31 protein-coding genes are annotated in these 18,735 nt (G+C 34.5%); 4 read left to right on the forward strand and 27 right to left on the reverse strand.

The window, feature by feature from the left end; genetic code table 11:
• Positions 1-778: 778 nt before the first annotated feature.
• Both PTSHG_RS05505 and PTSHG_RS05510 read left to right on the forward strand, forming a co-directional pair.
• The gene (locus tag PTSHG_RS05505; protein ID WP_019107889.1) at positions 779-2,422 is read left to right on the forward strand and encodes a tryptophanase; all 1,644 of its coding nucleotides are present in this window, start codon (positions 779-781) and stop codon (positions 2,420-2,422) included.
• A 75-nt stretch (positions 2,423-2,497) separates the two neighbouring features.
• The gene (locus PTSHG_RS05510; RefSeq protein ID WP_019107890.1) at positions 2,498-3,838 is read left to right on the forward strand and encodes a sodium-dependent transporter; all 1,341 of its coding nucleotides are present in this window, start codon (positions 2,498-2,500) and stop codon (positions 3,836-3,838) included.
• 58 nt (positions 3,839-3,896) lie between these two features.
• Here PTSHG_RS05510 and gloB read toward each other — a convergent pair whose 3' ends face one another.
• Positions 3,897-4,586: a hydroxyacylglutathione hydrolase gene (gene gloB, locus PTSHG_RS05515; RefSeq protein ID WP_019107891.1), complete on the reverse strand. Its 690-nt coding sequence runs from the start codon at positions 4,584-4,586 to the stop codon at positions 3,897-3,899.
• Between the two features lie 124 nt (positions 4,587-4,710).
• Between gloB and PTSHG_RS05520 the strand changes: the two genes are divergently transcribed.
• Together PTSHG_RS05520 and PTSHG_RS05525 are read left to right on the forward strand one after the other, a co-directional pair.
• Positions 4,711-4,920, forward strand: coding sequence for a hypothetical protein (locus PTSHG_RS05520; protein WP_019107892.1), 210 nt, complete (start codon positions 4,711-4,713; stop codon positions 4,918-4,920).
• Positions 4,917-5,234, forward strand: coding sequence for a hypothetical protein (locus tag PTSHG_RS05525; protein WP_019107893.1), 318 nt, complete (start codon positions 4,917-4,919; stop codon positions 5,232-5,234). The genes PTSHG_RS05520 and PTSHG_RS05525 overlap by 4 nt, the downstream gene beginning before the upstream one ends.
• A 392-nt stretch (positions 5,235-5,626) precedes the next feature.
• Here the strand turns inward: PTSHG_RS05525 and groL are convergent, their stop codons facing one another.
• The 26 genes from groL to rpsC all read right to left on the reverse strand — a co-directional run bounded on the left by groL (position 5,627) and on the right by rpsC (position 18,728).
• Positions 5,627-7,249 (reverse strand): chaperonin GroEL, encoded by a 1,623-nt coding sequence (gene groL / locus PTSHG_RS05530; protein WP_019107894.1) that lies wholly within the window; start codon positions 7,247-7,249, stop codon positions 5,627-5,629.
• An 11-nt stretch (positions 7,250-7,260) separates the two neighbouring features.
• On the reverse strand, positions 7,261-7,542 hold the full coding sequence (locus PTSHG_RS05535) for a co-chaperone GroES (protein ID WP_019107895.1): 282 nt from the start codon (positions 7,540-7,542) through the stop codon (positions 7,261-7,263).
• Positions 7,543-7,726: 184 nt separating this feature from the next.
• Complete coding sequence (locus PTSHG_RS05540; RefSeq protein ID WP_019107896.1) at positions 7,727-8,350, reverse strand: methylated-DNA--[protein]-cysteine S-methyltransferase; 624 nt, start codon at positions 8,348-8,350, stop codon at positions 7,727-7,729.
• Positions 8,351-8,395: 45 nt separating this feature from the next.
• Positions 8,396-8,737: a 50S ribosomal protein L17 gene (gene rplQ / locus PTSHG_RS05545; RefSeq protein ID WP_019107897.1), complete on the reverse strand. Its 342-nt coding sequence runs from the start codon at positions 8,735-8,737 to the stop codon at positions 8,396-8,398.
• Between the two features lie 10 nt (positions 8,738-8,747).
• A complete protein-coding gene (locus PTSHG_RS05550) occupies positions 8,748-9,695 on the reverse strand; it encodes a DNA-directed RNA polymerase subunit alpha (protein ID WP_019107898.1) in 948 nt (315 codons plus the stop codon).
• Between the two features lie 26 nt (positions 9,696-9,721).
• Positions 9,722-10,117: a 30S ribosomal protein S11 gene (gene rpsK, locus PTSHG_RS05555; RefSeq protein WP_019107899.1), complete on the reverse strand. Its 396-nt coding sequence runs from the start codon at positions 10,115-10,117 to the stop codon at positions 9,722-9,724.
• Between the two features lie 16 nt (positions 10,118-10,133).
• Positions 10,134-10,496: a 30S ribosomal protein S13 gene (rpsM, locus tag PTSHG_RS05560; RefSeq protein WP_019107900.1), complete on the reverse strand. Its 363-nt coding sequence runs from the start codon at positions 10,494-10,496 to the stop codon at positions 10,134-10,136.
• Between the two features lie 11 nt (positions 10,497-10,507).
• Positions 10,508-10,621: a 50S ribosomal protein L36 gene (rpmJ, locus tag PTSHG_RS05565; protein ID WP_010244353.1), complete on the reverse strand. Its 114-nt coding sequence runs from the start codon at positions 10,619-10,621 to the stop codon at positions 10,508-10,510.
• A 23-nt stretch (positions 10,622-10,644) separates the two neighbouring features.
• Complete coding sequence (gene infA / locus PTSHG_RS05570) at positions 10,645-10,863, reverse strand: translation initiation factor IF-1 (protein ID WP_005957367.1); 219 nt, start codon at positions 10,861-10,863, stop codon at positions 10,645-10,647.
• A gap of 110 nt (positions 10,864-10,973) precedes the next feature.
• A complete protein-coding gene (locus tag PTSHG_RS10085) occupies positions 10,974-11,135 on the reverse strand; it encodes a KOW domain-containing RNA-binding protein (protein ID WP_019107901.1) in 162 nt (53 codons plus the stop codon).
• Positions 11,136-11,138: 3 nt separating this feature from the next.
• Complete coding sequence (locus PTSHG_RS05580; RefSeq protein WP_019107902.1) at positions 11,139-11,780, reverse strand: adenylate kinase; 642 nt, start codon at positions 11,778-11,780, stop codon at positions 11,139-11,141.
• Between the two features lie 9 nt (positions 11,781-11,789).
• Positions 11,790-13,070: a preprotein translocase subunit SecY gene (gene secY / locus PTSHG_RS05585; RefSeq protein ID WP_019107903.1), complete on the reverse strand. Its 1,281-nt coding sequence runs from the start codon at positions 13,068-13,070 to the stop codon at positions 11,790-11,792.
• On the reverse strand, positions 13,070-13,519 hold the full coding sequence (gene rplO, locus PTSHG_RS05590; RefSeq protein WP_019107904.1) for a 50S ribosomal protein L15: 450 nt from the start codon (positions 13,517-13,519) through the stop codon (positions 13,070-13,072). Before rplO ends, secY begins: the two co-directional genes overlap by 1 nt.
• A gap of 13 nt (positions 13,520-13,532) precedes the next feature.
• Positions 13,533-13,709 carry a 50S ribosomal protein L30 gene (gene rpmD, locus PTSHG_RS05595; protein ID WP_019107905.1) on the reverse strand — a complete coding sequence of 59 codons (177 nt, stop codon included), beginning with the start codon at positions 13,707-13,709 and terminating at the stop codon, positions 13,533-13,535.
• A gap of 10 nt (positions 13,710-13,719) precedes the next feature.
• Positions 13,720-14,226: a 30S ribosomal protein S5 gene (gene rpsE / locus PTSHG_RS05600; protein WP_019107906.1), complete on the reverse strand. Its 507-nt coding sequence runs from the start codon at positions 14,224-14,226 to the stop codon at positions 13,720-13,722.
• Positions 14,227-14,239: 13 nt separating this feature from the next.
• Complete coding sequence (rplR, locus tag PTSHG_RS05605) at positions 14,240-14,602, reverse strand: 50S ribosomal protein L18 (RefSeq protein ID WP_019107907.1); 363 nt, start codon at positions 14,600-14,602, stop codon at positions 14,240-14,242.
• 15 nt (positions 14,603-14,617) lie between these two features.
• Positions 14,618-15,154 (reverse strand): 50S ribosomal protein L6, encoded by a 537-nt coding sequence (rplF, locus tag PTSHG_RS05610; protein WP_019107908.1) that lies wholly within the window; start codon positions 15,152-15,154, stop codon positions 14,618-14,620.
• A gap of 14 nt (positions 15,155-15,168) precedes the next feature.
• Entirely contained in the window at positions 15,169-15,564 is a 396-nt protein-coding gene (gene rpsH, locus PTSHG_RS05615) for a 30S ribosomal protein S8 (protein ID WP_019107909.1), read from the reverse strand.
• Positions 15,565-15,593: 29 nt separating this feature from the next.
• Positions 15,594-15,779: a type Z 30S ribosomal protein S14 gene (locus PTSHG_RS05620; protein ID WP_019107910.1), complete on the reverse strand. Its 186-nt coding sequence runs from the start codon at positions 15,777-15,779 to the stop codon at positions 15,594-15,596.
• Positions 15,780-15,790: 11 nt separating this feature from the next.
• Positions 15,791-16,336, reverse strand: coding sequence for a 50S ribosomal protein L5 (gene rplE / locus PTSHG_RS05625; protein WP_019107911.1), 546 nt, complete (start codon positions 16,334-16,336; stop codon positions 15,791-15,793).
• A gap of 11 nt (positions 16,337-16,347) precedes the next feature.
• Entirely contained in the window at positions 16,348-16,656 is a 309-nt protein-coding gene (gene rplX, locus PTSHG_RS05630; protein ID WP_019107912.1) for a 50S ribosomal protein L24, read from the reverse strand.
• 14 nt (positions 16,657-16,670) lie between these two features.
• Complete coding sequence (rplN, locus tag PTSHG_RS05635; protein WP_019107913.1) at positions 16,671-17,039, reverse strand: 50S ribosomal protein L14; 369 nt, start codon at positions 17,037-17,039, stop codon at positions 16,671-16,673.
• A 23-nt stretch (positions 17,040-17,062) separates the two neighbouring features.
• Positions 17,063-17,317, reverse strand: a complete 255-nt coding sequence (rpsQ, locus tag PTSHG_RS05640; RefSeq protein WP_019107914.1) for a 30S ribosomal protein S17 — start codon at positions 17,315-17,317, stop codon at positions 17,063-17,065.
• Positions 17,318-17,321: 4 nt separating this feature from the next.
• Positions 17,322-17,528 carry a 50S ribosomal protein L29 gene (rpmC, locus tag PTSHG_RS05645; RefSeq protein WP_019107915.1) on the reverse strand — a complete coding sequence of 69 codons (207 nt, stop codon included), beginning with the start codon at positions 17,526-17,528 and terminating at the stop codon, positions 17,322-17,324.
• Positions 17,518-17,949, reverse strand: a complete 432-nt coding sequence (rplP, locus tag PTSHG_RS05650) for a 50S ribosomal protein L16 (protein WP_019107916.1) — start codon at positions 17,947-17,949, stop codon at positions 17,518-17,520. Before rplP ends, rpmC begins: the two co-directional genes overlap by 11 nt.
• A 17-nt stretch (positions 17,950-17,966) precedes the next feature.
• Positions 17,967-18,728: a 30S ribosomal protein S3 gene (gene rpsC / locus PTSHG_RS05655; RefSeq protein ID WP_019107917.1), complete on the reverse strand. Its 762-nt coding sequence runs from the start codon at positions 18,726-18,728 to the stop codon at positions 17,967-17,969.
• Between the last annotated feature and the right edge of the window lie 7 nt (positions 18,729-18,735).

The raw sequence follows: 18,735 nt of genomic DNA on the forward strand, positions 1-18,735 counted from the left end.
AATTCAGAGGTTTTTTACTTTCTTATATTATTAAAATAATTGATTTTAAATCATCAAACTAAGTCCTTTTTTATAAAATAAGTTAATATAAACACACTGATAAATGCCACAACATAACTAAATAAAATATATAGAATAAATAAAACTCTTCCCTTATTATCACCAAACTTTTGTATAGTCAAAAGTGTTGGAAGAAAGCATAAAAAACTAATATAGGTATATAAAAAAAGTATCCCCTTTATGAAAGTATTATATAAATCAATATCTAAAATAATATATCCCCAACCTAATGTTAAAAATATTATAAAAGAGTGAATTAAAATCCTATATATTATGTTTGATTTATCCGTAGACTGCCAAAAAAGTAATTGAAAAAATTTTTTCACTTGTCATCAATCCTTCTTTTTAATATTCTGAAATTGTTTTCTTAAATAAAGTAATCTATTTAATTTAATTTGTCAAATAGTGTTTTTTTATCAGATATATTCAAATTTATTTTTTTATATCCTATTAAAAATAGTAATTTAACACACCGATAAAACTATTTCATTTTTATTTTGTTTTACTTCTTCAATTTACAAGATTATTGACTTCTTCATGTTAGTAATGTAAACTATTTCATAGATAATACATATTATCTTGGAGTTCTGTCCGCTCATCAAGAAAGAAAACTTAAAATTTTGATAACCGGGGTTCTCTATGGGATACTGTCCGCTAGTCGACTTTTGTCGATGACCGGGGTTCCTCTATACTTTTTTTTATTATATGGAGGTTTTTTATGAAAAAGTATCAATTAGATGTACCTACACCACATTCCTATACTTATGTTACAAAAAATATTCCTAATGTAACTGTGGAACAAAGAGAAAGAGCTCTTAAGGCTACTCACTACAATGAATTTGCCTTCCCTGCAGGAATGTTAACTATCGATATGTTATCAGATTCAGGAACTACTGCCATGACAGATGTTCAATGGTCTGCAATGTTTTTAGGCGATGAATCCTATGGTAGAAACAAGGGCTACTATGTCCTACTAGATACCTTTAGAGATGTCTTCGAAAGAGGCGATAAGCAAAAGAGAATTATCGACCTAGTTAGAACTGACTGCGACGATGTTGAAAAAATGATGAATGAAGTTTATCTTTGCGAATATGAAGGTGGTCTATTTAACGGTGGATCTGCGCAAATGGAAAGACCTAATACTTTTATCATTCAACAAGGTCGTGCAGCTGAATCAGTTTTATTTGAACTTGTTAGAAATATTTTAAATGGAAGAGAACCTGGAAAGACTTACACTATTCCTTCTAATGGACACTTTGACACTACTGAAGGTAACATCAAGCAAATGGGCTCTATCCCAAGAAATTTATACAATAAAGAACTTTTGTGGGAAGTTCCTGAAAATGGTCACTATGAAAAGAATCCATTTAAGGGCAACATGGACACAGAAAAGTTGGAAGAATTAATTGAAAAATTGGGACCAGAAAATGTTCCTCTAATTTATACAACTATTACTAACAACACAGTTTGTGGTCAACCAGTTTCCATGGCTAACATGAGAGAATGTTCAAGAATTGCTCACAAATATGAAATTCCTTATATGTTTGATGCTGCAAGATGGGCAGAAAATGCTTACTTCATCAAAGTCAATGAAGAAGGCTATGCTGACAAATCAATTCCAGAAATCGCAAAGGAAATGTTCTCTTATTGCGATGGCTTTACTGCATCTCTTAAAAAAGACGGACACGCAAACATGGGTGGCGTTCTTGCCTTTAGAGACAAGGGCTTATTCTGGAAGAAGTTCTCTGACTTTAATGAAGATGGCTCAGTAAAAACTGATGTTGGTATCTTATTAAAGGTTAAACAAATTTCTTGCTACGGAAATGACTCTTATGGTGGAATGAGTGGTAGAGATATTCTGGCACTTGCTGCTGGTCTTTATGAAGCAGCCAAGTTTGATTATCTTGACGCTCGTGTTAAACAATGCGAATACCTTGCTCAAGGCTTCTACAAGGCTGGCGTAAAGGGCGTTGTTCTTCCTGCTGGTGGTCACGGTGTTTACATCAACATGGACGAATTTTTCGACAACAAGAGAGCACCTGAAACTTTTGCTGGTCAAGGTTTCTCTGTTGAATTAATTAGAAGATACGGAATTAGAACTGCAGAACTTGGCAACTATTCAATGGAATATGACCTAAAGACTCCGGAACAACAAGCTGAAGTAGCCAATGTAGTTCGTTTCGCAGTAAACAGAAGTCAACTTTCAAAGGAACACATGGATTATGTAATTGCAGCTGTAAAGGCTCTTTACGAAGATCGTGCTACTATTCCTAATATTAGAATAGTAAAGGGTAAAAACCTTCCAATGCGTCACTTCCACGCTTTCCTTGAAACTTATGAACCTTCTGAAGATGAAAAATAAGTTTTAATTTTTTAATTTAATATTAAAAAAGCCCCTTGAAATACAGGGGCAAATTACCCTATAAGGAGAATAATTATGGATAATAACTTAAAAGCTCGCGATGGTTTTAAAAGTAAATGGGGTTTTATACTTGCATGTATTGGCTCTGCAGTTGGTATGGGTAATATTTGGAGATTTCCTATAATGGTGTCTACTTATGGTGGAATGACTTTTTTAATCCCTTACATAATATTTGTAGCACTAATAGGCTCAACTGGAGTAATTTCTGAAATGGCACTAGGTAGGTCTGCAGAAGCTGGTCCCGTTGGTGCTTTCGGAAAATGTACAGAACTAAGATGTAATAATAGAAAACTTGGAGAAATAATTGGACTTATACCAGTAGTAGGCTCCCTTGCCTTAGCAATAGGTTACACTTGTGTAATGGGTTGGATTTTTAAATACACTTTCCTTTCCTTATCAGGTGGACTTTATGCTATGGGTCAAGACATGGATGTAATTGGTGGAACTTTCGGACAAACAGCCTCTGCCTTTGGCGCAAACATTTGGATAGTAGTAGCTGTCCTTGCAAGCTTTGCCATTATGGTAATGGGCGTATCTGGTGGAATTGAAAAGGCAAATAAAGTTATGATGCCTGTCCTCTTTATTTTATTTGTAGGACTTGCAATTTACATCTTCACACTTCCTGGTGCAGCTAATGGATATAAATATATCTTCACAGTAAACCCAGAAGGATTAAAAGACCCAAAAGTTTGGATTTTTGCCTTTGGACAAGCTTTCTTCTCCCTATCAGTTGCAGGAAATGGAACAGTAATTTACGGCTCTTATTTACCTAAGAACGAAAGCATTCCGTCCTCTGCAAGAAATGTAGCAGTCTTTGACACTCTTGCAGCCCTACTTGCAGCCTTTGTAATTATCCCAGCAATGGCAACAGCAAATGCCCCTCTTGACACTGGCGGCCCTGGACTAATGTTCATCTTCCTAGTAAATGTATTTAACGGCATGGCAGTAGGAAAAATTATTGGAATAATTTTCTATATTTGCGTACTCTTCGCAGGTGTATCTTCAATAATAAATCTATATGAAACACCAGTTGCTTACTTGCAAGAAAAATTTAATTTTTCAAGACCTATCGCAACTACAACTATTCATGTAATTGGTTGTATCGTTGCAATATTTATCCAAGCAATAGTAAGCGGTTGGATGGATGTAGTTTCCATTTACATCTGCCCACTTGGCGCAGCCCTTGCAGGCATAATGTTCCTTTGGGTTGCAGGAAAAGAGTATGCCCTTTCTGCAGTTAATCAAGGTAACGGAAAAGAAATTGGCGGATGGTATTATCCACTTGCAAAATATGTATATGTAATAGCAGCAATAATTGCCCTAATAGCTGGAGCAAAATTTGGCGGTATTGGTTAATAAAATTTTATAAAAAATAAGTGTTGGCAAATGTATAAGCCAACACTTTTTCTTTGTTTTAAAATTTATCCTTTTTATTCCTAAATTGGGTAAACTCATCTAAATCCCTTGCCAAGAAGAAGGGATTTATTTTTTTCTCTTTTCCAATTGTTGAAGGAAGTGTGATTTTATCTTCTTCTCTAAGTTTTTTTACTCTCTCGTATTCTCTGTCTAAGTCTTCATTAGAAATCACAGACTTAGCAAATTTTAAATTTCCAAGAGAATATTCGTGAGCTGGGTAAATCTTGATCTCATCATCTAAATTTTTTAATTTATTTAGACCTTCAAAGGCTTTTTTGTAGTCCTTAGTAAAAACTCTGCCGCATCCTGCAAGGAAAAGGGCATCTCCACAAAATAATTTATCTCCCATTAAATAAGAAATGTGGTCTTCTGTATGACCTCCTGTTAAAATAACCTTAAAATTTTCGCCAAAGATTTCAAACTCGTCACAATCTTTTAAAGTTATATCATTGTATTCTTTTGTTTCAATAGGCCCATAAACCTTCGCACCATATTTATTTTTAAGTTCCTCAACACCACCCACATGGTCCATGTGCTTGTGAGTTAAAAGAATGTAATCAAGTTTTCTATTTTTTAAATAATCTATGACGGGACTTGCATCGCCAGGATCCACCACAAGAGTCTTGCCATCATTTTCTATTGTCCAAATATAATTGTCATTAAAAGCTTTAATATAATTAATAAACATAAAACACCTCTTAATATACATACTCTTATTGGTGTGATTTAAACAATGATATGCTGATAAAGAAATTTTGCTAAAGATTTATTTGCCTGCTATAATAAAATTAATAAAATATTAGGAGGTCAATATGAAAAAATTTTTAATAGTTTTTGTCACAATATTTTTAATTGGCGGGCTAATATATTTTTCACAAAATAACAATTTAAAAGAAAATTCAACAAGTTCGAGAAAACTAAGTGCCGACACGAAAATATATAAAAGTGATGACAAGGGCGACTTTAAAATATACAAGAAAAAAAATTACCAAGATGGTTACTACTTATTGAAAAAAGAATGAATTCTAAGAGTAAGTCTAATGAATTTGATTTGTGCCTAATTTTTGATATAGAAAACCAGAAAATAGGTCCTTTAAAAGATGTCTCCATAGAAACTGAAGGTAAAGGCTTCCAAGGTACTATCCATGTAGAAATCGTAGCTAATGGAAAGAGTGTGGTTTACGATATTTTAGGTGACTTAAATAATGAGCATTTGGAAAGAACGGCTATTGATATTATAGATATGGGGAGAATAATTGATGCATCCTATTCTTCTTTTTACAAGGCTAAATTTTTTGACCATGTAGAAGAAAGTGGATCTATATTTTTACCTTAATAATTTTCTAAAGGAATACAAAAATAAAAGCAGTCTGATGATTTTAAGACTACTTTTTATTTTCTATTTTGTTGGTTTCTTGATATCCGGATCTCTCGACAATGCTCCCTTTTCGGTCGCATCGTCATCGTTCGCTGGATAAGATTTTTCATCAGCTCATGCGTCGCTAACGCTCGCATTCGCTGTGAAAACAAAAAAGACAGCAGCTTTTTTGACTGTCTTTTGAGGTTTTTTTCTATATATCCAACTCCGACTCACTCAAAAATGTTCCCTATTCGGTCACATTTTTTCGTTCGCTGGATAAGGTTCTTCATAGCTTCAGGCTCCTTTCAGTCGCCTTCAGCTTGAAGACCGTCTCAATCGTGACTCGTCACGATTGAGACTACCATTAATTACATCATTCCCATGCCTGGATTCATTGGAGGCATTGCTGGTGCTTCTTCTTTTATGTTTGCTACTGCTGCTTCTGTTGTCAAGATCATTGATGCTACGCTTGCTGCGTTTTGTAGGGCTGATCTTGTTACCTTTGTTGGGTCAACTATTCCAGCTTTTTTCATGTCTACATATTCTGATTTGTATGCGTCAAAGCCAATTCCAGCTTCTTTTGTCTTTACTTGTTCTACTATTACTGATCCTTCTAGTCCTGCGTTTTCTGCTATTTGTCTTAGTGGTTCTTCTAGTGCCTTTAGAATTATATTTGCGCCAGTTTTTTCATCGCCTTCTAATTCGTCAACTACTTTTGCTACTGCTCCTATTGAGTCAATTAGCACAGTTCCACCACCAGCTACAATTCCTTCTTCTACTGCTGCTCTTGTTGCTGCAAGGGCATCTTCGATTCTTAGCTTTCTTTCTTTAAGTTCAACTTCTGTTGCTGCTCCAACTTGGATTACTGCAACTCCGCCAGAAAGTTTTGCAAGTCTTTCTTGTAATTTTTCCTTATCAAATTCTGAATCTGATTCTTCTATTTGGTTTTTAATGTGGCTAATTCTGTTTTCAAGTTCAGATTTTTCGCCTGCACCATTTACTATTACTGTAAGGTCTTTTTCTACCCTAACCTTTGCTGCAGAGCCAAGCATCTCAATTGTTGCGTCCTTTAGGTCTTGACCTAAGTCTGATGATACAACTTGTCCGCCAGTTAAGATTGCAATATCTTGTAGCATATCTTTTCTTCTGTCTCCATAGCCTGGAGCCTTTACTCCAACTACATTAAGTGTACCTCTTAGAGAGTTTACAACTAAAGTTGCAAGGGCTTCGCCATCAATGTCATCTGCTATGATAAGAAGTGGTTTTGATGCTTGAAGAACTTGTTCAAGTAGTGGCAAAATTTCTTGTATATTTGAAATCTTTTTATCTGTAATTAAAATGTATGGGTCTTCTAATTCTGCAACCATTTTGTCAGAATCTGTTACCATGTATGGAGAAAGGTATCCTCTATCAAATTGCATACCTTCAACTACATCAAGGCTAGTACCCATGGATTTTGATTCTTCAACAGTGATTACTCCATCGTTTCCAACTTTTTCCATTGCTTCGGAAATAAGTTTGCCAACTTGTTCATTTGCAGCTGAAATTGATGCAACTTGTTCAATTGCTTCCTTTGAAGAAACTTCTGTAGAGAAGTTTTTAATCTCTTCAACAGCTCTTTCTACTGCCTTAGATATTCCCTTTTGTAAAATCATTGGGTTTGCACCTGCTGCAAGGTTTCTCATTCCTTCTCTAATGATTGCTTGAGCAAGAAGAGTAGCTGTTGTTGTGCCATCTCCTGCAACATCATTAGTCTTTGTAGCAACTTCCTTTAAAAGTTGTGCTCCCATATTTTCAAATTTATCTTCACATTCAATTTCTCTTGCAATAGTTACGCCATCATTTGTAATAAGTGGTGTGCCATATTCCTTGTCTAAGATTACATTTCTGCCCTTAGGTCCAAGTGTAACCTTAACTGTATCAGCAAGAGTATTTATTCCTTTTATTAAGCCTTTTCTAGCATCTTCTGAAAATTTAATTTCCTTTGCCATGTTATCACTCCTTATTCAATAACTGCCAAGATGTCTTGGAATTTTATAATTGTATATTTTTCCTTGTCAAGTTCGATGTCATTTCCTGCATACTTTGAGAAAATAACCTTGTCGCCAACTTTAACAAGTCCCTTCATTTCTTCATCTGTGTCTAGTTTATTTCCTGTTGCAACAACTTCTGCTATATTTGATTCTTCCTTTGCTGATGATGGAAGAACTATACCTGAAGCAGTTGTTTCTTCTTTTTCAATTTTCTTTATGACGATTTTATCGTCAAGTGGTCTAAGTTTCATCTATATTAACCTCCTTATAATTAGCACTCACCAAACTCTTCTGCTAATACATATATGATAATACATTAGAAAAATTTTTTCAAGGATAAAAAGTAACAAAATATTGTAAATTTTTCTTGAGATAATTTGTGGCGGGAATTATAAAAAATTTCTTTAAAATAAATATTTTCAAGATTTTCAAAAATTATTTATATTTTTTTGGCATGAAAAATTTACTCATATCCACGCCTTCAAGTTCCAATAACTTGACTTTTCTATCAAGCCCTCCGGCATATCCAGTAAGAGATCCACTTGCCCCCACAACTCTGTGGCAAGGAATTATAATTGAAATGGGATTAGCTCCAACTGCACCACCCACTGCTTGAGCTGACATTCTCACATACTTTTTACTCTCTACAAGTTTTTCTGCAACAGCCTTATATGTAAGAGTTTTTCCATAGGGGATTTCTAATAAAATTTTCCATACATCTTTTCTAAATTCACTTCCTCTTATGTTTAACTTAGGTGTGAATTTTGGCTCTTTCCGAGAAAAATAAATATCGAGCCATTTTTTAGTCTCGTCAAAAATTTTATTTTCACAAATATCTTCGCCTGAGACTTTATTTTTTTCATGAAAAAGACTCTTACTTTTAAAATTTTTATCTTTTAACTCAAAATTTTTCGCATCCTCAAAATTTTTTATCTCTTCATTATTTAAGAAATCATAAAATTCCCTTTGACACTCAAAATAAATTCCAAGAATACCTTCAAGATCTCCTAAAATTAAAATCTCTCCTAGTGGTGAATTATAAAGTTTTTTATAAATCATAAGCTCTCCAAAATATATAAAAAAAGGAAACCCCATTGGATTTCCTTATACTAATTCTATAATTGAAATTTCTGCGCCGTCTCCACGTCTTGGACCCATCTTCAATACTCTAGTGTAACCACCATTTCTATCAGCATACTTTTCAGCATATTCACTAAATAATTTTGTAACAACATCTTCTGAATAAATATATGCTAAAGCTTGTCTTCTTGCGTGAAGATCTCCTCTTTTTCCAAGTGTAATCATACGATCAGCAATTCTTTGAACTTCCTTAGCTCTTGTGTGAGTAGTTTTAATTCTGCCTTCACGCAAAAGAGAAGTAACAAGGTTTCTAAGCATTGCTTTTCTATGACTTGAATTACGGCCAAGTTTTCTGTTTTTTGCCATAATGTCCTCCTTATTCTTCGTCAGCCTTGAGACCTAATCCCAATTCTTCAAGTTTTTCAGTTACTTCTAGTAGAGATTTTCTACCAAGATTTCTAACCTTCATCATTTCACTTTCAGTTTTATTAGTAAGTTCCTCAACGCTATTTATTCCAGCTCTCTTCAAACAGTTAAAAGACCTAACAGATAAATCTAATTCTTCAACTGTCATTTCAAGAACTTTTTCTTTTTGATCCTCTTCTTTTTCAACCATCAAATTTATTTCACTGACATGTTCCTTAAGGCCAATGAAGAGTTCAAGATGTTCTGTTAAGATTTTTGCTGCAAGAGATGTAGCTTCATCAGCTTTCATAGAACCATCTGTTGTAACTTCTAGGATTAATCTATCATAATCAGTTCTTTGTCCAACTCTTGTGTTTTCAACTTTCCAGTTTACTTTTTCCACAGGAGTGAAGTTAGAGTCCATTGGAATAATTCCAATTTCGCTTATTTCATCCTTTTTAAGTTCAGAAGGTTCATAGCCTCTTCCTCTTTCAACCATCATTTCAAGATAAAAATCAGCATCTTCATTTAGCGTAGCTATATGTTGATCTGGATTAATAATAGAAACATGAGGTTGAAGTTCAATGTCAGAGGCCTTAATTTCTCCCTTGCCCTTTTTTTCTATAATAAGTTTTACAGGTTCATCTTCAGTCATCTTTAAAACTATAGATTTAATATTTAAAACTATTTCAGGTACATCTTCCAATACCCCTGGAATTGTATCAAATTCATGTTCAACACCACGTATATTTATAAAAGATACAGCAGCGCCTGGTAGAGAGGAAAGTAACACTCTTCTTAAGGAATTTCCAATAGTGATACCAAATCCAGCTTCTAGAGGTTCAACGACAAACTTGCCATATAAACCAGACTCATCTAATTCTTCAATACTAATTCTAGGTTTTTCAATTTCAATCATGGGTACCCTCCTTTTCGATAAATAGTTTAGACTCTTCTACGTTTTGGTGGTCTACATCCATTGTGAGGAATTGGAGTAACATCTTTAATCATAGTTACTTCAAGACCTGATGCTTGAAGAGATCTAATAGCAGCTTCTCTTCCTGAACCTGGACCCTTAACATAAACATCAACGCTCTTTAATCCATGTTCCTTAGCTTTTTCAGCTGCTTCTTGTGCTGCTTCTTGTGCTGCAAAAGGAGTTGACTTTCTTGAACCTCTAAATCCAAGTTGTCCAGCACTAGCCCAAGAAATAACATTACCGTTAACATCAGTAAGAGTAACCATAGTGTTATTAAATGTAGAAGCTATATGTGCTTCGCCCTTTTCAATATTTTTACGTACACGTCTTCTTGAACGTGAAACTTTTTGTTTTTTAGCCATTAAAGTCCCCCCTTACTTATTTACTTTTACTAACAAGTTTCTTAGGACCTTTTCTTGTCCTAGCATTAGTCTTAGTTTTTTGTCCTCTTACAGGAAGACCCATTTTATGCCTTCTTCCACGATAACAGTTGATTTCACGAAGTCTCTTGATGCTCATTGCAACATCACGACGCAAATCACCTTCTACGTGGTATTTATCTATTTCTTCTCTTATTTTAGCAAGTTCAGCTTCTGTCAAATCTTTAACTCTAGTATCAAAGTCAACACCTGCAGCAGTTAAAATTGCTTGAGATCTAGGTTTTCCAATACCATAAATATAAGTGAGTCCGATTTCAACTCTCTTTTCTCTAGGTAAATCTACACCGGAAATTCTAGCCATAATTACCTCCCTTATCCCTGTCTTTGTTTATGTTTCGGATTTTCGCAAATTACCATTACTTTTCCGTTTCTCTTAATTATTTTGCACTTTTCGCACATCTTTTTTACAGATGGTCTTACTTTCATATAAATGCCTCCTAACCTTAGGATTATTTCTTTCTCCAAGTTATTCTTCCTCTTGTAAGATCATAAGGTGAAAGCTCAACTGTCACCTTATCACCAGGAAGAATTCTAATATAATTCATTCTCAATTTACCTGAAATATGAGCAAGTATGATATGTCCGTTTTCAAGTTCAACCTTGAAATGAGTGTTTGGAAGTGCGTCTACAACAACGCCTTCGACTTCAATTACATCTTCTTTAGCCATATTATTAAGGATCCTCCTTTAGCTATAAGGTAATAGTTTCTTCCTAATATAACTGTCATTTAGATCTTTAACTTCAAGATCAATGACGTCTTTATATATATAAAGATGTTTTACCTTTTTTTCTTTGGTCGATCTAGCTTTCTAAGTTTTCCATCTACGAGACAGAGAAAGTCTTTATCTATAATCTCAGTGATTACAAAAACTTTTCCCTCATCTCTACCTTTTTTGGATCTTACAACTTGTCCCTTTACAAGACTTAATGTATTATCCATGAACTATTCGAGACCATTAACTATATCTTCAAATACTTTGTCAATATCCTTAGCACCATCAATATCTACAAGAAGATTTTGAGCTCTGTAGTAATCTATAAGAGGTGCAGTTTGATCAAAGTAAACTGAAATTCTAGTTTTTACAGTTTCTTCAGTATCGTCATCTCTTTGAATAAGCTTAGTGCCGTCCTTATCACAAATTCCTTCTTCCTTAGGAGGATTGAATTTAACATGATAAGTCATTCCACAAGTTTTACAAACACGTCTTCCAACAGCTCTTTCTATTAAAATTTCAGGGTCAACTGAAATATTAATAACCTTAGTAAGCTTGTCATCATTCTTATCAAGAATAGAGTCAAGACTAACAGCTTGAGCTACAGTTCTTGGAAAACCATCTAGTAGAAATCCTTCTTTAGCATCATCCTTGTTAAGTCTATCCTCAACAAGTTCAATAACAAGTTCATCAGGAACTAAAAGACCCTTATCCATATAAGACTTAGCCTTTTTACCAAGTTCTGTATTGTTCTTAATATTTTCTCTAAAGATATCTCCAGTTGAAATATGTGGAATATTGTATCTTTCAACAATATATTCAGCTTGTGTGCCCTTTCCGGCCCCTGGAGGTCCCAATATAACTAATTTCATAAATGCCTCCTATTTATTCTTTAAGAAACCACGATAATTTCTCATGATTAATTGTTGTTCTAACACTCTGTGAATTTCAAGTACAACACCAACTACGATGATAATTGATGTACCACCATAATTAAATTGCAATCCTGAAATAAGTGTTAATATAGTTGGAAGAACTGCAAGTATAGAAAGTGCAATTGCTCCCGGCATAACTAATCTATTTAAAGTTCTACCTAAATAATCACTTGTTGGCTTACCTGGTCTAATACCACTAATGAAACCACCATTAGCTTGAAGGTTCTTAGAGTACTCAACAGTGTTAAATTGAATTGTAGTGTAGAAGAATGTGAAGAATACAATAAGGATAATTGTAAATATTATATAAATCACAGCTCCAGGTCCTCCAGCAGGAGTTAACCATTTTTGAATCCAATTTCTAGTTGATTCACTTGTAAACATAGCAATAGTTGCTGGAATAGCAAGAAGTGAGTTTGCAAAGATAATTGGCATAACACCAGTCATCAAAACTTTAATAGGAATGTGAGTAGCTTGTCCGCCATACATCTTTCTTCCTACAACTCTCTTTGCATATTGTACAGGGATTCTTCTTTCACCTTCAGTAAGTGTTACTACAAATACAACAATTGCAATTGCAATTATTAAAAATAGAACTAAGAAGATTGGGCTTGCCTTTCCTGCTTTTACAAGAGCAACAGATTGAACTATATCAAGTGGGAATCTTGAAACGATACCTGCAAAAATTAAAATTGAAATACCATTTCCAATTCCATGTTCAGTTATTTGTTCACCTATCCATACTAGAACAGCAGTACCTGCTACGATTGATAGGATAATTGTTGCATATTCAATAGGACTTGTTGCGTTGATAGCTTGTCTGAATAGACCAAAAGTATATCCAACAGCTTGAACAAGTGCTATAACAATAGAAAGGTATCTAGTATATTTAGCGATAGCCTTTCTACCAGTTTCTCCTTCTTTTGCAAGAGATTCCAAGGAAGGAATTGCAATTGTCAAAAGTTGAAGAATGATTGATGCAGTAACATAAGGATAAATGTTAGCTGCAAAAATTGTAAATCTTCTAAAGTTACCTCCTGCCATTAAATCAAGGAAGGAGAAAATTGATCCGCCTGTTCCACTAAAAATTTGTGAAATAACTTGTGAGTTCATGTAAGGAACGGCGATGTGTGATCCAAGTCTATATAGTAGAAGCATGAATAAAGTGAATAGCATCTTCTTACGAAGAGATTCAATTCTCCACGCACTCTTAAAAGTGGATAACATTAAATCACCTCGGCCTTTCCTCCGCAAGCCTCAATTTTTTCTTTAGCAGATTTTGAGAAATGCTGAGCTTTTACAGTAAGTTTTACATTTAATTCACCATCTCCCAAAATTCTAATTCCGTCTTTAGCCTTTCCAGCTTTGATAAATTTGTTTTCTATTAAGAATTCAGGAGTGATTTCAGTTCCTTCTTCAAATACATTAAGATCTGCTACGTTAATAACCGCATATTCTTTCTTGAAGATGTTAGTAAATCCTCTCTTTGGAAGACGTCTAAATAGTGGCATTTGTCCACCTTCAAATCCAGGTCTTACTCCTCCGCCACTTCTAGCATTTTGTCCTTTGTGACCCTTGCCAGAAGTTTTGCCAGTACCGGAACCAATTCCACGACCTACTCTTTTTCTAGCTTTAACTCCGCCGCCTTCGTTAGGTCTTAAGTCATGTAACTTCATTAGGTACACCTCCTTATTCTTCTACTTCGATCATATAATCGACTTGCTTTAACATACCTCTGATTTGAGGTGTATCATTTTTTTCAACAACTTGGTGTAATTTTCTAAGACCAAGTGCTTTAATTGTCTTTCTGTGTTTAGGTACTTTGCCGATAGGACTTTTTACAAGTTTAATTTTTATTGTAGACATGATTTTCCTCCTATCCTAAAATTTCATCCACTGATTTATTTCTAAGTCTTGCAACAGATTCAGCAGTCTTAAGTTGTTTTAAGGCTTCCATAGTTGCATTAACTGTGTTTCTTGGATTATTTGTACCAATATTTTTTGTACGAATATCACTTATACCTGCAAGTTCACATACGGCACGAACAGCACCACCTGCGATAACTCCTGTACCTTCTCTTGCTGGTTTTAAGAAAACTCTACCTGCACCATAAATTCCAGTTACTTGATGAGGAATAGAAGTATTTAGTAGGTTTACTTTTATAACATGCTTTCTAGCATCTTGTGTTGCTTTTCTTATAGCTTCAGGAACTTCAAGAGCTTTACCTGTACCTACACCAACGTGACCGTTTCTATCGCCAACTACTACAAGAGCTGAGAATCTGAAATTTCTACCACCCTTAACTACTTTGGCAACTCTATTTATAGATACAACTCTTTCTTCAAGATCAAGTTCTGCCGCATTTATTAATGAACGCTCCATTACTTCCTCCTTCTTAGAATTTTAGTCCGGCTTCTCTAGCTGCGTCAGCAAGTGCTTTGATTTTTCCGTGATATACATAACCACTTCTATCAAATACAACTTCTTCGATGCCTTTTTCTTTTGCCTTATTAGCAATAGATTCGCCAACAGCTTTTGCCGCATCAATATTTCCAGTGTTTTCTAAATTCAATGACTTATCTAGAGTTGATGCACTTAATAAAGTGTTACCAGCTTCATCATCAATAAGTTGAGCATAGATGTGCTTTGATGATCTGAAAACAGAAAGTCTTGGTCTCATAGCAGTACCGGAGATATGATTTCTAAGTCTTTTGTGTCTTTTTATTCTATTTGTATTTTTATCAATCTTTTTTAACACTTAAATTCTCCTCTCTTACTTACCAGTCTTACCAACTTTACGTCTTACATGTTCATCAGTGTATCTAATACCTTTACCTTTATAAGGTTCAGGTTCTCTGAAACTTCTAATGTAAGCAGCATAAGCGCCAACTTGTTGTTTGTCATTACCCTTTACAATAATTGAGTTAGCAGAAGGAACTTCTACTTCAATACCTTCTGGATCTTCAAGATCTAGAGGATGTGAAAATCCTAAGTTAAGAGAAAGAGTTTTTCCCTTCTTAGCAGCTCTGTATCCAGTTCCGATTATTTCAAGAGATTTTGAATAACCTTCTGTAACGCCAATTATCATATTATAGATTAGAGTTCTAGTTAAACCGTGAAGTGCCTTAATTTTTTTAATTTCATTTGGTCTTTCTACAGTGAGAACTCCGTCATTTATTTCTATCTTTAAATCCTTATTAAAAGATTGTGTTAGTTCACCCTTTGGTCCCTTAACAGTAACTGTTTGACCGTCAATTTTAACATCAACGCCCTTTGGGATTTCAATAGGTTTTTTGCCAATTCTTGACATTTTTCACCTCCAAATTACCAAACGTAGCAGATTACCTCTCCGCCAACTTTTTCTTGTCTTGCTTTTTTATCTGTAATTATTCCCTTAGATGTTGAGATAATTGCAATTCCTAGTCCTCCAAGAACTTTAGGAACATCTTCGCACTTAACATAAACTCTAAGTCCCGGTTTAGATATTCTCTTTAAGCCAGAGATAACTTTTTCTCCGTCTTCGGAATATTTAAGATCAACTTTGATCATTCCTTGTTTGTCATCTTCAACAACATCAAATCCTTTTATATAACCCTCATCAAGAAGAATTTGAGCAATTTCTTTTTTGATGTTTGAGCAAGGAATATCAACAGATTTGTGTCTTGCACTATTTGCATTTCTAATTCTTGATAGCATATCTGCAATTGGGTCTGTCATCATATCAGTTTGCCTCCTTTCATCTAAGGCTTTTACCAGCTAGCTTTTCTTACGCCAGGAATTTGTCCCTTGTACGCAAGTTCTCTAAAGCATATTCTACATATTCCATATTTTTGTAAAACAGCATGTGGTCTTCCACAAATTTTACATCTAGTATATTCACGAGAAGAATACTTTTGTTTCCTCTTTTGTTTTGCAATCATTGATTTTTTTGCCACAATGTACCTCCTTAAGCCTTAGCAAAAGGCATTCCCATTTTGTCTAGGAATTCTTTAGCTTCTTCATCAGTATTAGCAGTAGTTACAATAATGATGTCCATTCCTCTAATAGAGTCAACTTTATCATATTCAATTTCAGGGAAGATAAGTTGTTCTTTAAGACCAAGGGCATAGTTTCCTCTACCATCAAAAGCAGTAGGTTTAACACCTCTAAAGTCTCTTACTCTTGGAAGAGCAACATTCATTAATTTATCTAAGAATTCATACATTCTTTGTCCTCTTAGAGTAACCTTAACACCAACATTTTGTCCTGCACGAAGTTTGAAGTTGGCAATTGATTTTCTTGCTTTAGTAACAACAGCCTTTTGACCAGCAATAGTAGTTAATTCTTCAACAGCTGATTCAAGAGCCTTGTGGTTATCTTTAGCTTCACCAAGACCAATGTTAATAGTGATTTTTTCAAGTTTCGGTACTTCCATAACGTTACTATAATTGAAACGTTCCATTAGGTGGCCCACAACTTCTGTCTTATATTTTTCTTGTAATCTTGAAGTCATTATTCTACCCCCTACTTAATGTTTTTTCCGCTAGATTTTGCATATCTAACTTTTTTTCCATCTTCAAATTTATAACCAATTCTTGTAGCTTTTCCTGATGCACTGTCAAAGTACATTACGTTAGATACGTGAATTGGAGCTTCCATTTTTTCTATTCCACCTGGATTTTGAGGTCCTCTAGGTTTAATGTGTTTAGTAACAATATTTACCTTTTCAACAACAACTAAATCTTTTTTAGGAATTGTTCTTAGGACTTTACCAGTTTTGCCTTTATCTTTTCCGGCTATAACTTTTACGATGTCATCTTTTTTAATTTTCATATTACACCTCCAAATTATAGTACTTCCGGAGCTAGAGAAATAATCTTCATAAAGTTTCCAGCTCTTAATTCTCTAGTTACAGGTCCAAAAATACGAGTGCCAACAGGGCTTCTATCATCTTTAATTACAACTGCAGCATTGTCATCAAAACTAATATAAGAGCCATCTTTTCTGCTTATACCTTTATTTGTTCTAACAATAACTGCTTTTACAACAGCGCCTTTTTTGACAACGCCACCGGGTGTTGCATTTTTAACAGCACACACTACGATGTCTCCGATACTAGCTGTTTTTCTATTAGTTCCACCAAGGACTTTAATTACAGATAGTTCTCTTGCACCTGAATTGTCAGCAACACGCAATCTTGTTTCTTGTTGAATCATGTTATTCTCCTTTCAAGTTAAAATTATTGAGCTTTTTCAATAATTTCTACAAGTCTCCATCTTTTATCTTTACTTAGTGGTCTAGTTTCCATAAGTTTTACGCGATCACCAATACCACATTCATTATTTTCATCATGAGCCTTGAATTTAGTAGTCTTCTTAAATCTCTTTTTGTAAACTGGATGAGTCTTTAAAGTTTCAGTTTGAACTACAATAGTCTTATCCATTTTGTCGCTTACTACAATTCCTGTTATAGTTTTTCTTGAATTTCTTTCCATGAGATTAAGCCTCCTTTCCAACTTCAAGTTCACGTTCTCTAATGATCGTTTTTACTCTTGCTATATCTCTTTTAACACTTTTAATACTTGATGGATTGTCAAGTTGACCAGTGGCCAATCTGAATCTCAAATTAAAAAGTTCATTTTTAAGTTCATTAACTTTATTATTTAATTCTTCGCTTGACATCTTGCGAATTTCATTAGCCTTCATTTGAGTCACCATCCTTATCTCTCATAACGAATTTAGTTCTAATAGGGAGTTTCATAGATGCAAGTCTCATTGCTTCTCTTGCAACTTCTTCAGAAACACCGCCCATTTCAAATAAAATTCTTCCTGGCTTAACTACTGCAACCCAATACTCTGGAGCACCTTTACCGGAACCCATACGAGTTTCAGCAGGTTTTTCAGTAACAGGTTTATCTGGGAAAATCTTAATCCAGATATTTCCACCTCTACGAATATATCTTGTCATAGCACGACGTGCTGCTTCTATTTGATTTGAAGTTATCCAACAAGGTTCTAAAGCTTTTATACCATATTCGCCGTATGCAAGCTCATTACCACGCATAGCCTTGCCCTTCATTCTGCCTCTGTGAACCTTACGATATTTTACTCTCTTAGGCATCAACATGACTATTCCTCCCTTCTTTAAGACTCTTTATTTTTATTGTCTCTTCTATTATTTCTAAAATTATTGTTTCTATTGTCGCGTCTCTTGCGATTTTTGTTGTCTCTATTATCTCTGTTATCTCTAGGTCTTCTTCTAGAATCTTCTCTTAATTCAGGAAGAACTTCGCCCTTATAAAGCCAAACTTTAACACCGATTTTACCATAAGTAGTATCAGCTTCAGCAAAACCATAGTCGATATCAGCTCTTAATGTTTGAAGAGGAATAGTTCCTTCAGAATAACCTTCAGTTCTTGCCATATCAGCTCCGCCTAGACGACCTGATACAGAAGTTTTAATACCAAGAGCTCCTTGACGCATTGTTCTTTGAATAGCTTGTTTCATAGCACGTCTAAATGCAACTCTTCTTTCAAGAGATTCAGCAATAGTTTCAGCTACGATTTGTGCATCTAAATCTTGATTTTTAATTTCTTCAACATTTATAACAACAGATTTATCTGTAAGCTTTTCAATTTCAGCTCTAAGTTCTTCAACTCCAGCGCCACCACGACCAATTACCATGCCAGGTTTAGCTGTATATATTGAAACTTTAACTCTGTTAGCAGCTCTTTCAATTTCAATCTTAGAAATTCCTGCTGTGTAAAGTTTTTTCTTAACATATTTTCTAATATTGTTGTCTTCAACTAAAAGATCGGCAAAATTTTTCTTATCTGCATACCATTTTGAATCCCAATCTTTTATTACTCCAACACGAAGTCCATGTGGGTTTACTTTTTGGCCCATTCTCTAC

This window comes from Peptoniphilus senegalensis JC140 (genome assembly GCF_000321025.1).
Taxonomy (GTDB): domain Bacteria; phylum Bacillota; class Clostridia; order Tissierellales; family Peptoniphilaceae; genus Peptoniphilus_A; species Peptoniphilus_A senegalensis.

Excerpts from the sequence above, each read along its gene's own strand:
- PTSHG_RS05505 (WP_019107889.1), top strand. The coding sequence starts at position 779 with ATGAAAAAGTATCAATTAGATGTACCTACACCACATTCCTATACTTAT.
- PTSHG_RS05510 (WP_019107890.1), top strand. The coding sequence starts at position 2,498 with ATGGATAATAACTTAAAAGCTCGCGATGGTTTTAAAAGTAAATGGGGT.
- gloB (WP_019107891.1), bottom strand. The coding sequence starts at position 4,586 with ATGTTTATTAATTATATTAAAGCTTTTAATGACAATTATATTTGGACA.
- PTSHG_RS05520 (WP_019107892.1), top strand. The coding sequence starts at position 4,711 with ATGAAAAAATTTTTAATAGTTTTTGTCACAATATTTTTAATTGGCGGG.
- PTSHG_RS05525 (WP_019107893.1), top strand. The coding sequence starts at position 4,917 with ATGAATTCTAAGAGTAAGTCTAATGAATTTGATTTGTGCCTAATTTTT.
- groL (WP_019107894.1), bottom strand. The coding sequence starts at position 7,249 with ATGGCAAAGGAAATTAAATTTTCAGAAGATGCTAGAAAAGGCTTAATA.
- PTSHG_RS05535 (WP_019107895.1), bottom strand. The coding sequence starts at position 7,542 with ATGAAACTTAGACCACTTGACGATAAAATCGTCATAAAGAAAATTGAA.
- PTSHG_RS05540 (WP_019107896.1), bottom strand. The coding sequence starts at position 8,350 with ATGATTTATAAAAAACTTTATAATTCACCACTAGGAGAGATTTTAATT.
- rplQ (WP_019107897.1), bottom strand. The coding sequence starts at position 8,737 with ATGGCAAAAAACAGAAAACTTGGCCGTAATTCAAGTCATAGAAAAGCA.
- PTSHG_RS05550 (WP_019107898.1), bottom strand. The coding sequence starts at position 9,695 with ATGATTGAAATTGAAAAACCTAGAATTAGTATTGAAGAATTAGATGAG.
- rpsK (WP_019107899.1), bottom strand. The coding sequence starts at position 10,117 with ATGGCTAAAAAACAAAAAGTTTCACGTTCAAGAAGACGTGTACGTAAA.
- rpsM (WP_019107900.1), bottom strand. The coding sequence starts at position 10,496 with ATGGCTAGAATTTCCGGTGTAGATTTACCTAGAGAAAAGAGAGTTGAA.
- rpmJ (WP_010244353.1), bottom strand. The coding sequence starts at position 10,621 with ATGAAAGTAAGACCATCTGTAAAAAAGATGTGCGAAAAGTGCAAAATA.
- infA (WP_005957367.1), bottom strand. The coding sequence starts at position 10,863 with ATGGCTAAAGAAGATGTAATTGAAGTCGAAGGCGTTGTTGTAGACGCA.
- PTSHG_RS10085 (WP_019107901.1), bottom strand. The coding sequence starts at position 11,135 with ATGGATAATACATTAAGTCTTGTAAAGGGACAAGTTGTAAGATCCAAA.
- PTSHG_RS05580 (WP_019107902.1), bottom strand. The coding sequence starts at position 11,780 with ATGAAATTAGTTATATTGGGACCTCCAGGGGCCGGAAAGGGCACACAA.
- secY (WP_019107903.1), bottom strand. The coding sequence starts at position 13,070 with ATGTTATCCACTTTTAAGAGTGCGTGGAGAATTGAATCTCTTCGTAAG.
- rplO (WP_019107904.1), bottom strand. The coding sequence starts at position 13,519 with ATGAAGTTACATGACTTAAGACCTAACGAAGGCGGCGGAGTTAAAGCT.
- rpmD (WP_019107905.1), bottom strand. The coding sequence starts at position 13,709 with ATGTCTACAATAAAAATTAAACTTGTAAAAAGTCCTATCGGCAAAGTA.
- rpsE (WP_019107906.1), bottom strand. The coding sequence starts at position 14,226 with ATGGAGCGTTCATTAATAAATGCGGCAGAACTTGATCTTGAAGAAAGA.
- rplF (WP_019107908.1), bottom strand. The coding sequence starts at position 15,154 with ATGTCAAGAATTGGCAAAAAACCTATTGAAATCCCAAAGGGCGTTGAT.
- rpsH (WP_019107909.1), bottom strand. The coding sequence starts at position 15,564 with ATGATGACAGACCCAATTGCAGATATGCTATCAAGAATTAGAAATGCA.
- rplE (WP_019107911.1), bottom strand. The coding sequence starts at position 16,336 with ATGACTTCAAGATTACAAGAAAAATATAAGACAGAAGTTGTGGGCCAC.
- rplX (WP_019107912.1), bottom strand. The coding sequence starts at position 16,656 with ATGAAAATTAAAAAAGATGACATCGTAAAAGTTATAGCCGGAAAAGAT.
- rplN (WP_019107913.1), bottom strand. The coding sequence starts at position 17,039 with ATGATTCAACAAGAAACAAGATTGCGTGTTGCTGACAATTCAGGTGCA.
- rpsQ (WP_019107914.1), bottom strand. The coding sequence starts at position 17,317 with ATGGAAAGAAATTCAAGAAAAACTATAACAGGAATTGTAGTAAGCGAC.
- rpmC (WP_019107915.1), bottom strand. The coding sequence starts at position 17,528 with ATGAAGGCTAATGAAATTCGCAAGATGTCAAGCGAAGAATTAAATAAT.
- rplP (WP_019107916.1), bottom strand. The coding sequence starts at position 17,949 with ATGTTGATGCCTAAGAGAGTAAAATATCGTAAGGTTCACAGAGGCAGA.
- rpsC (WP_019107917.1), bottom strand. The coding sequence starts at position 18,728 with ATGGGCCAAAAAGTAAACCCACATGGACTTCGTGTTGGAGTAATAAAA.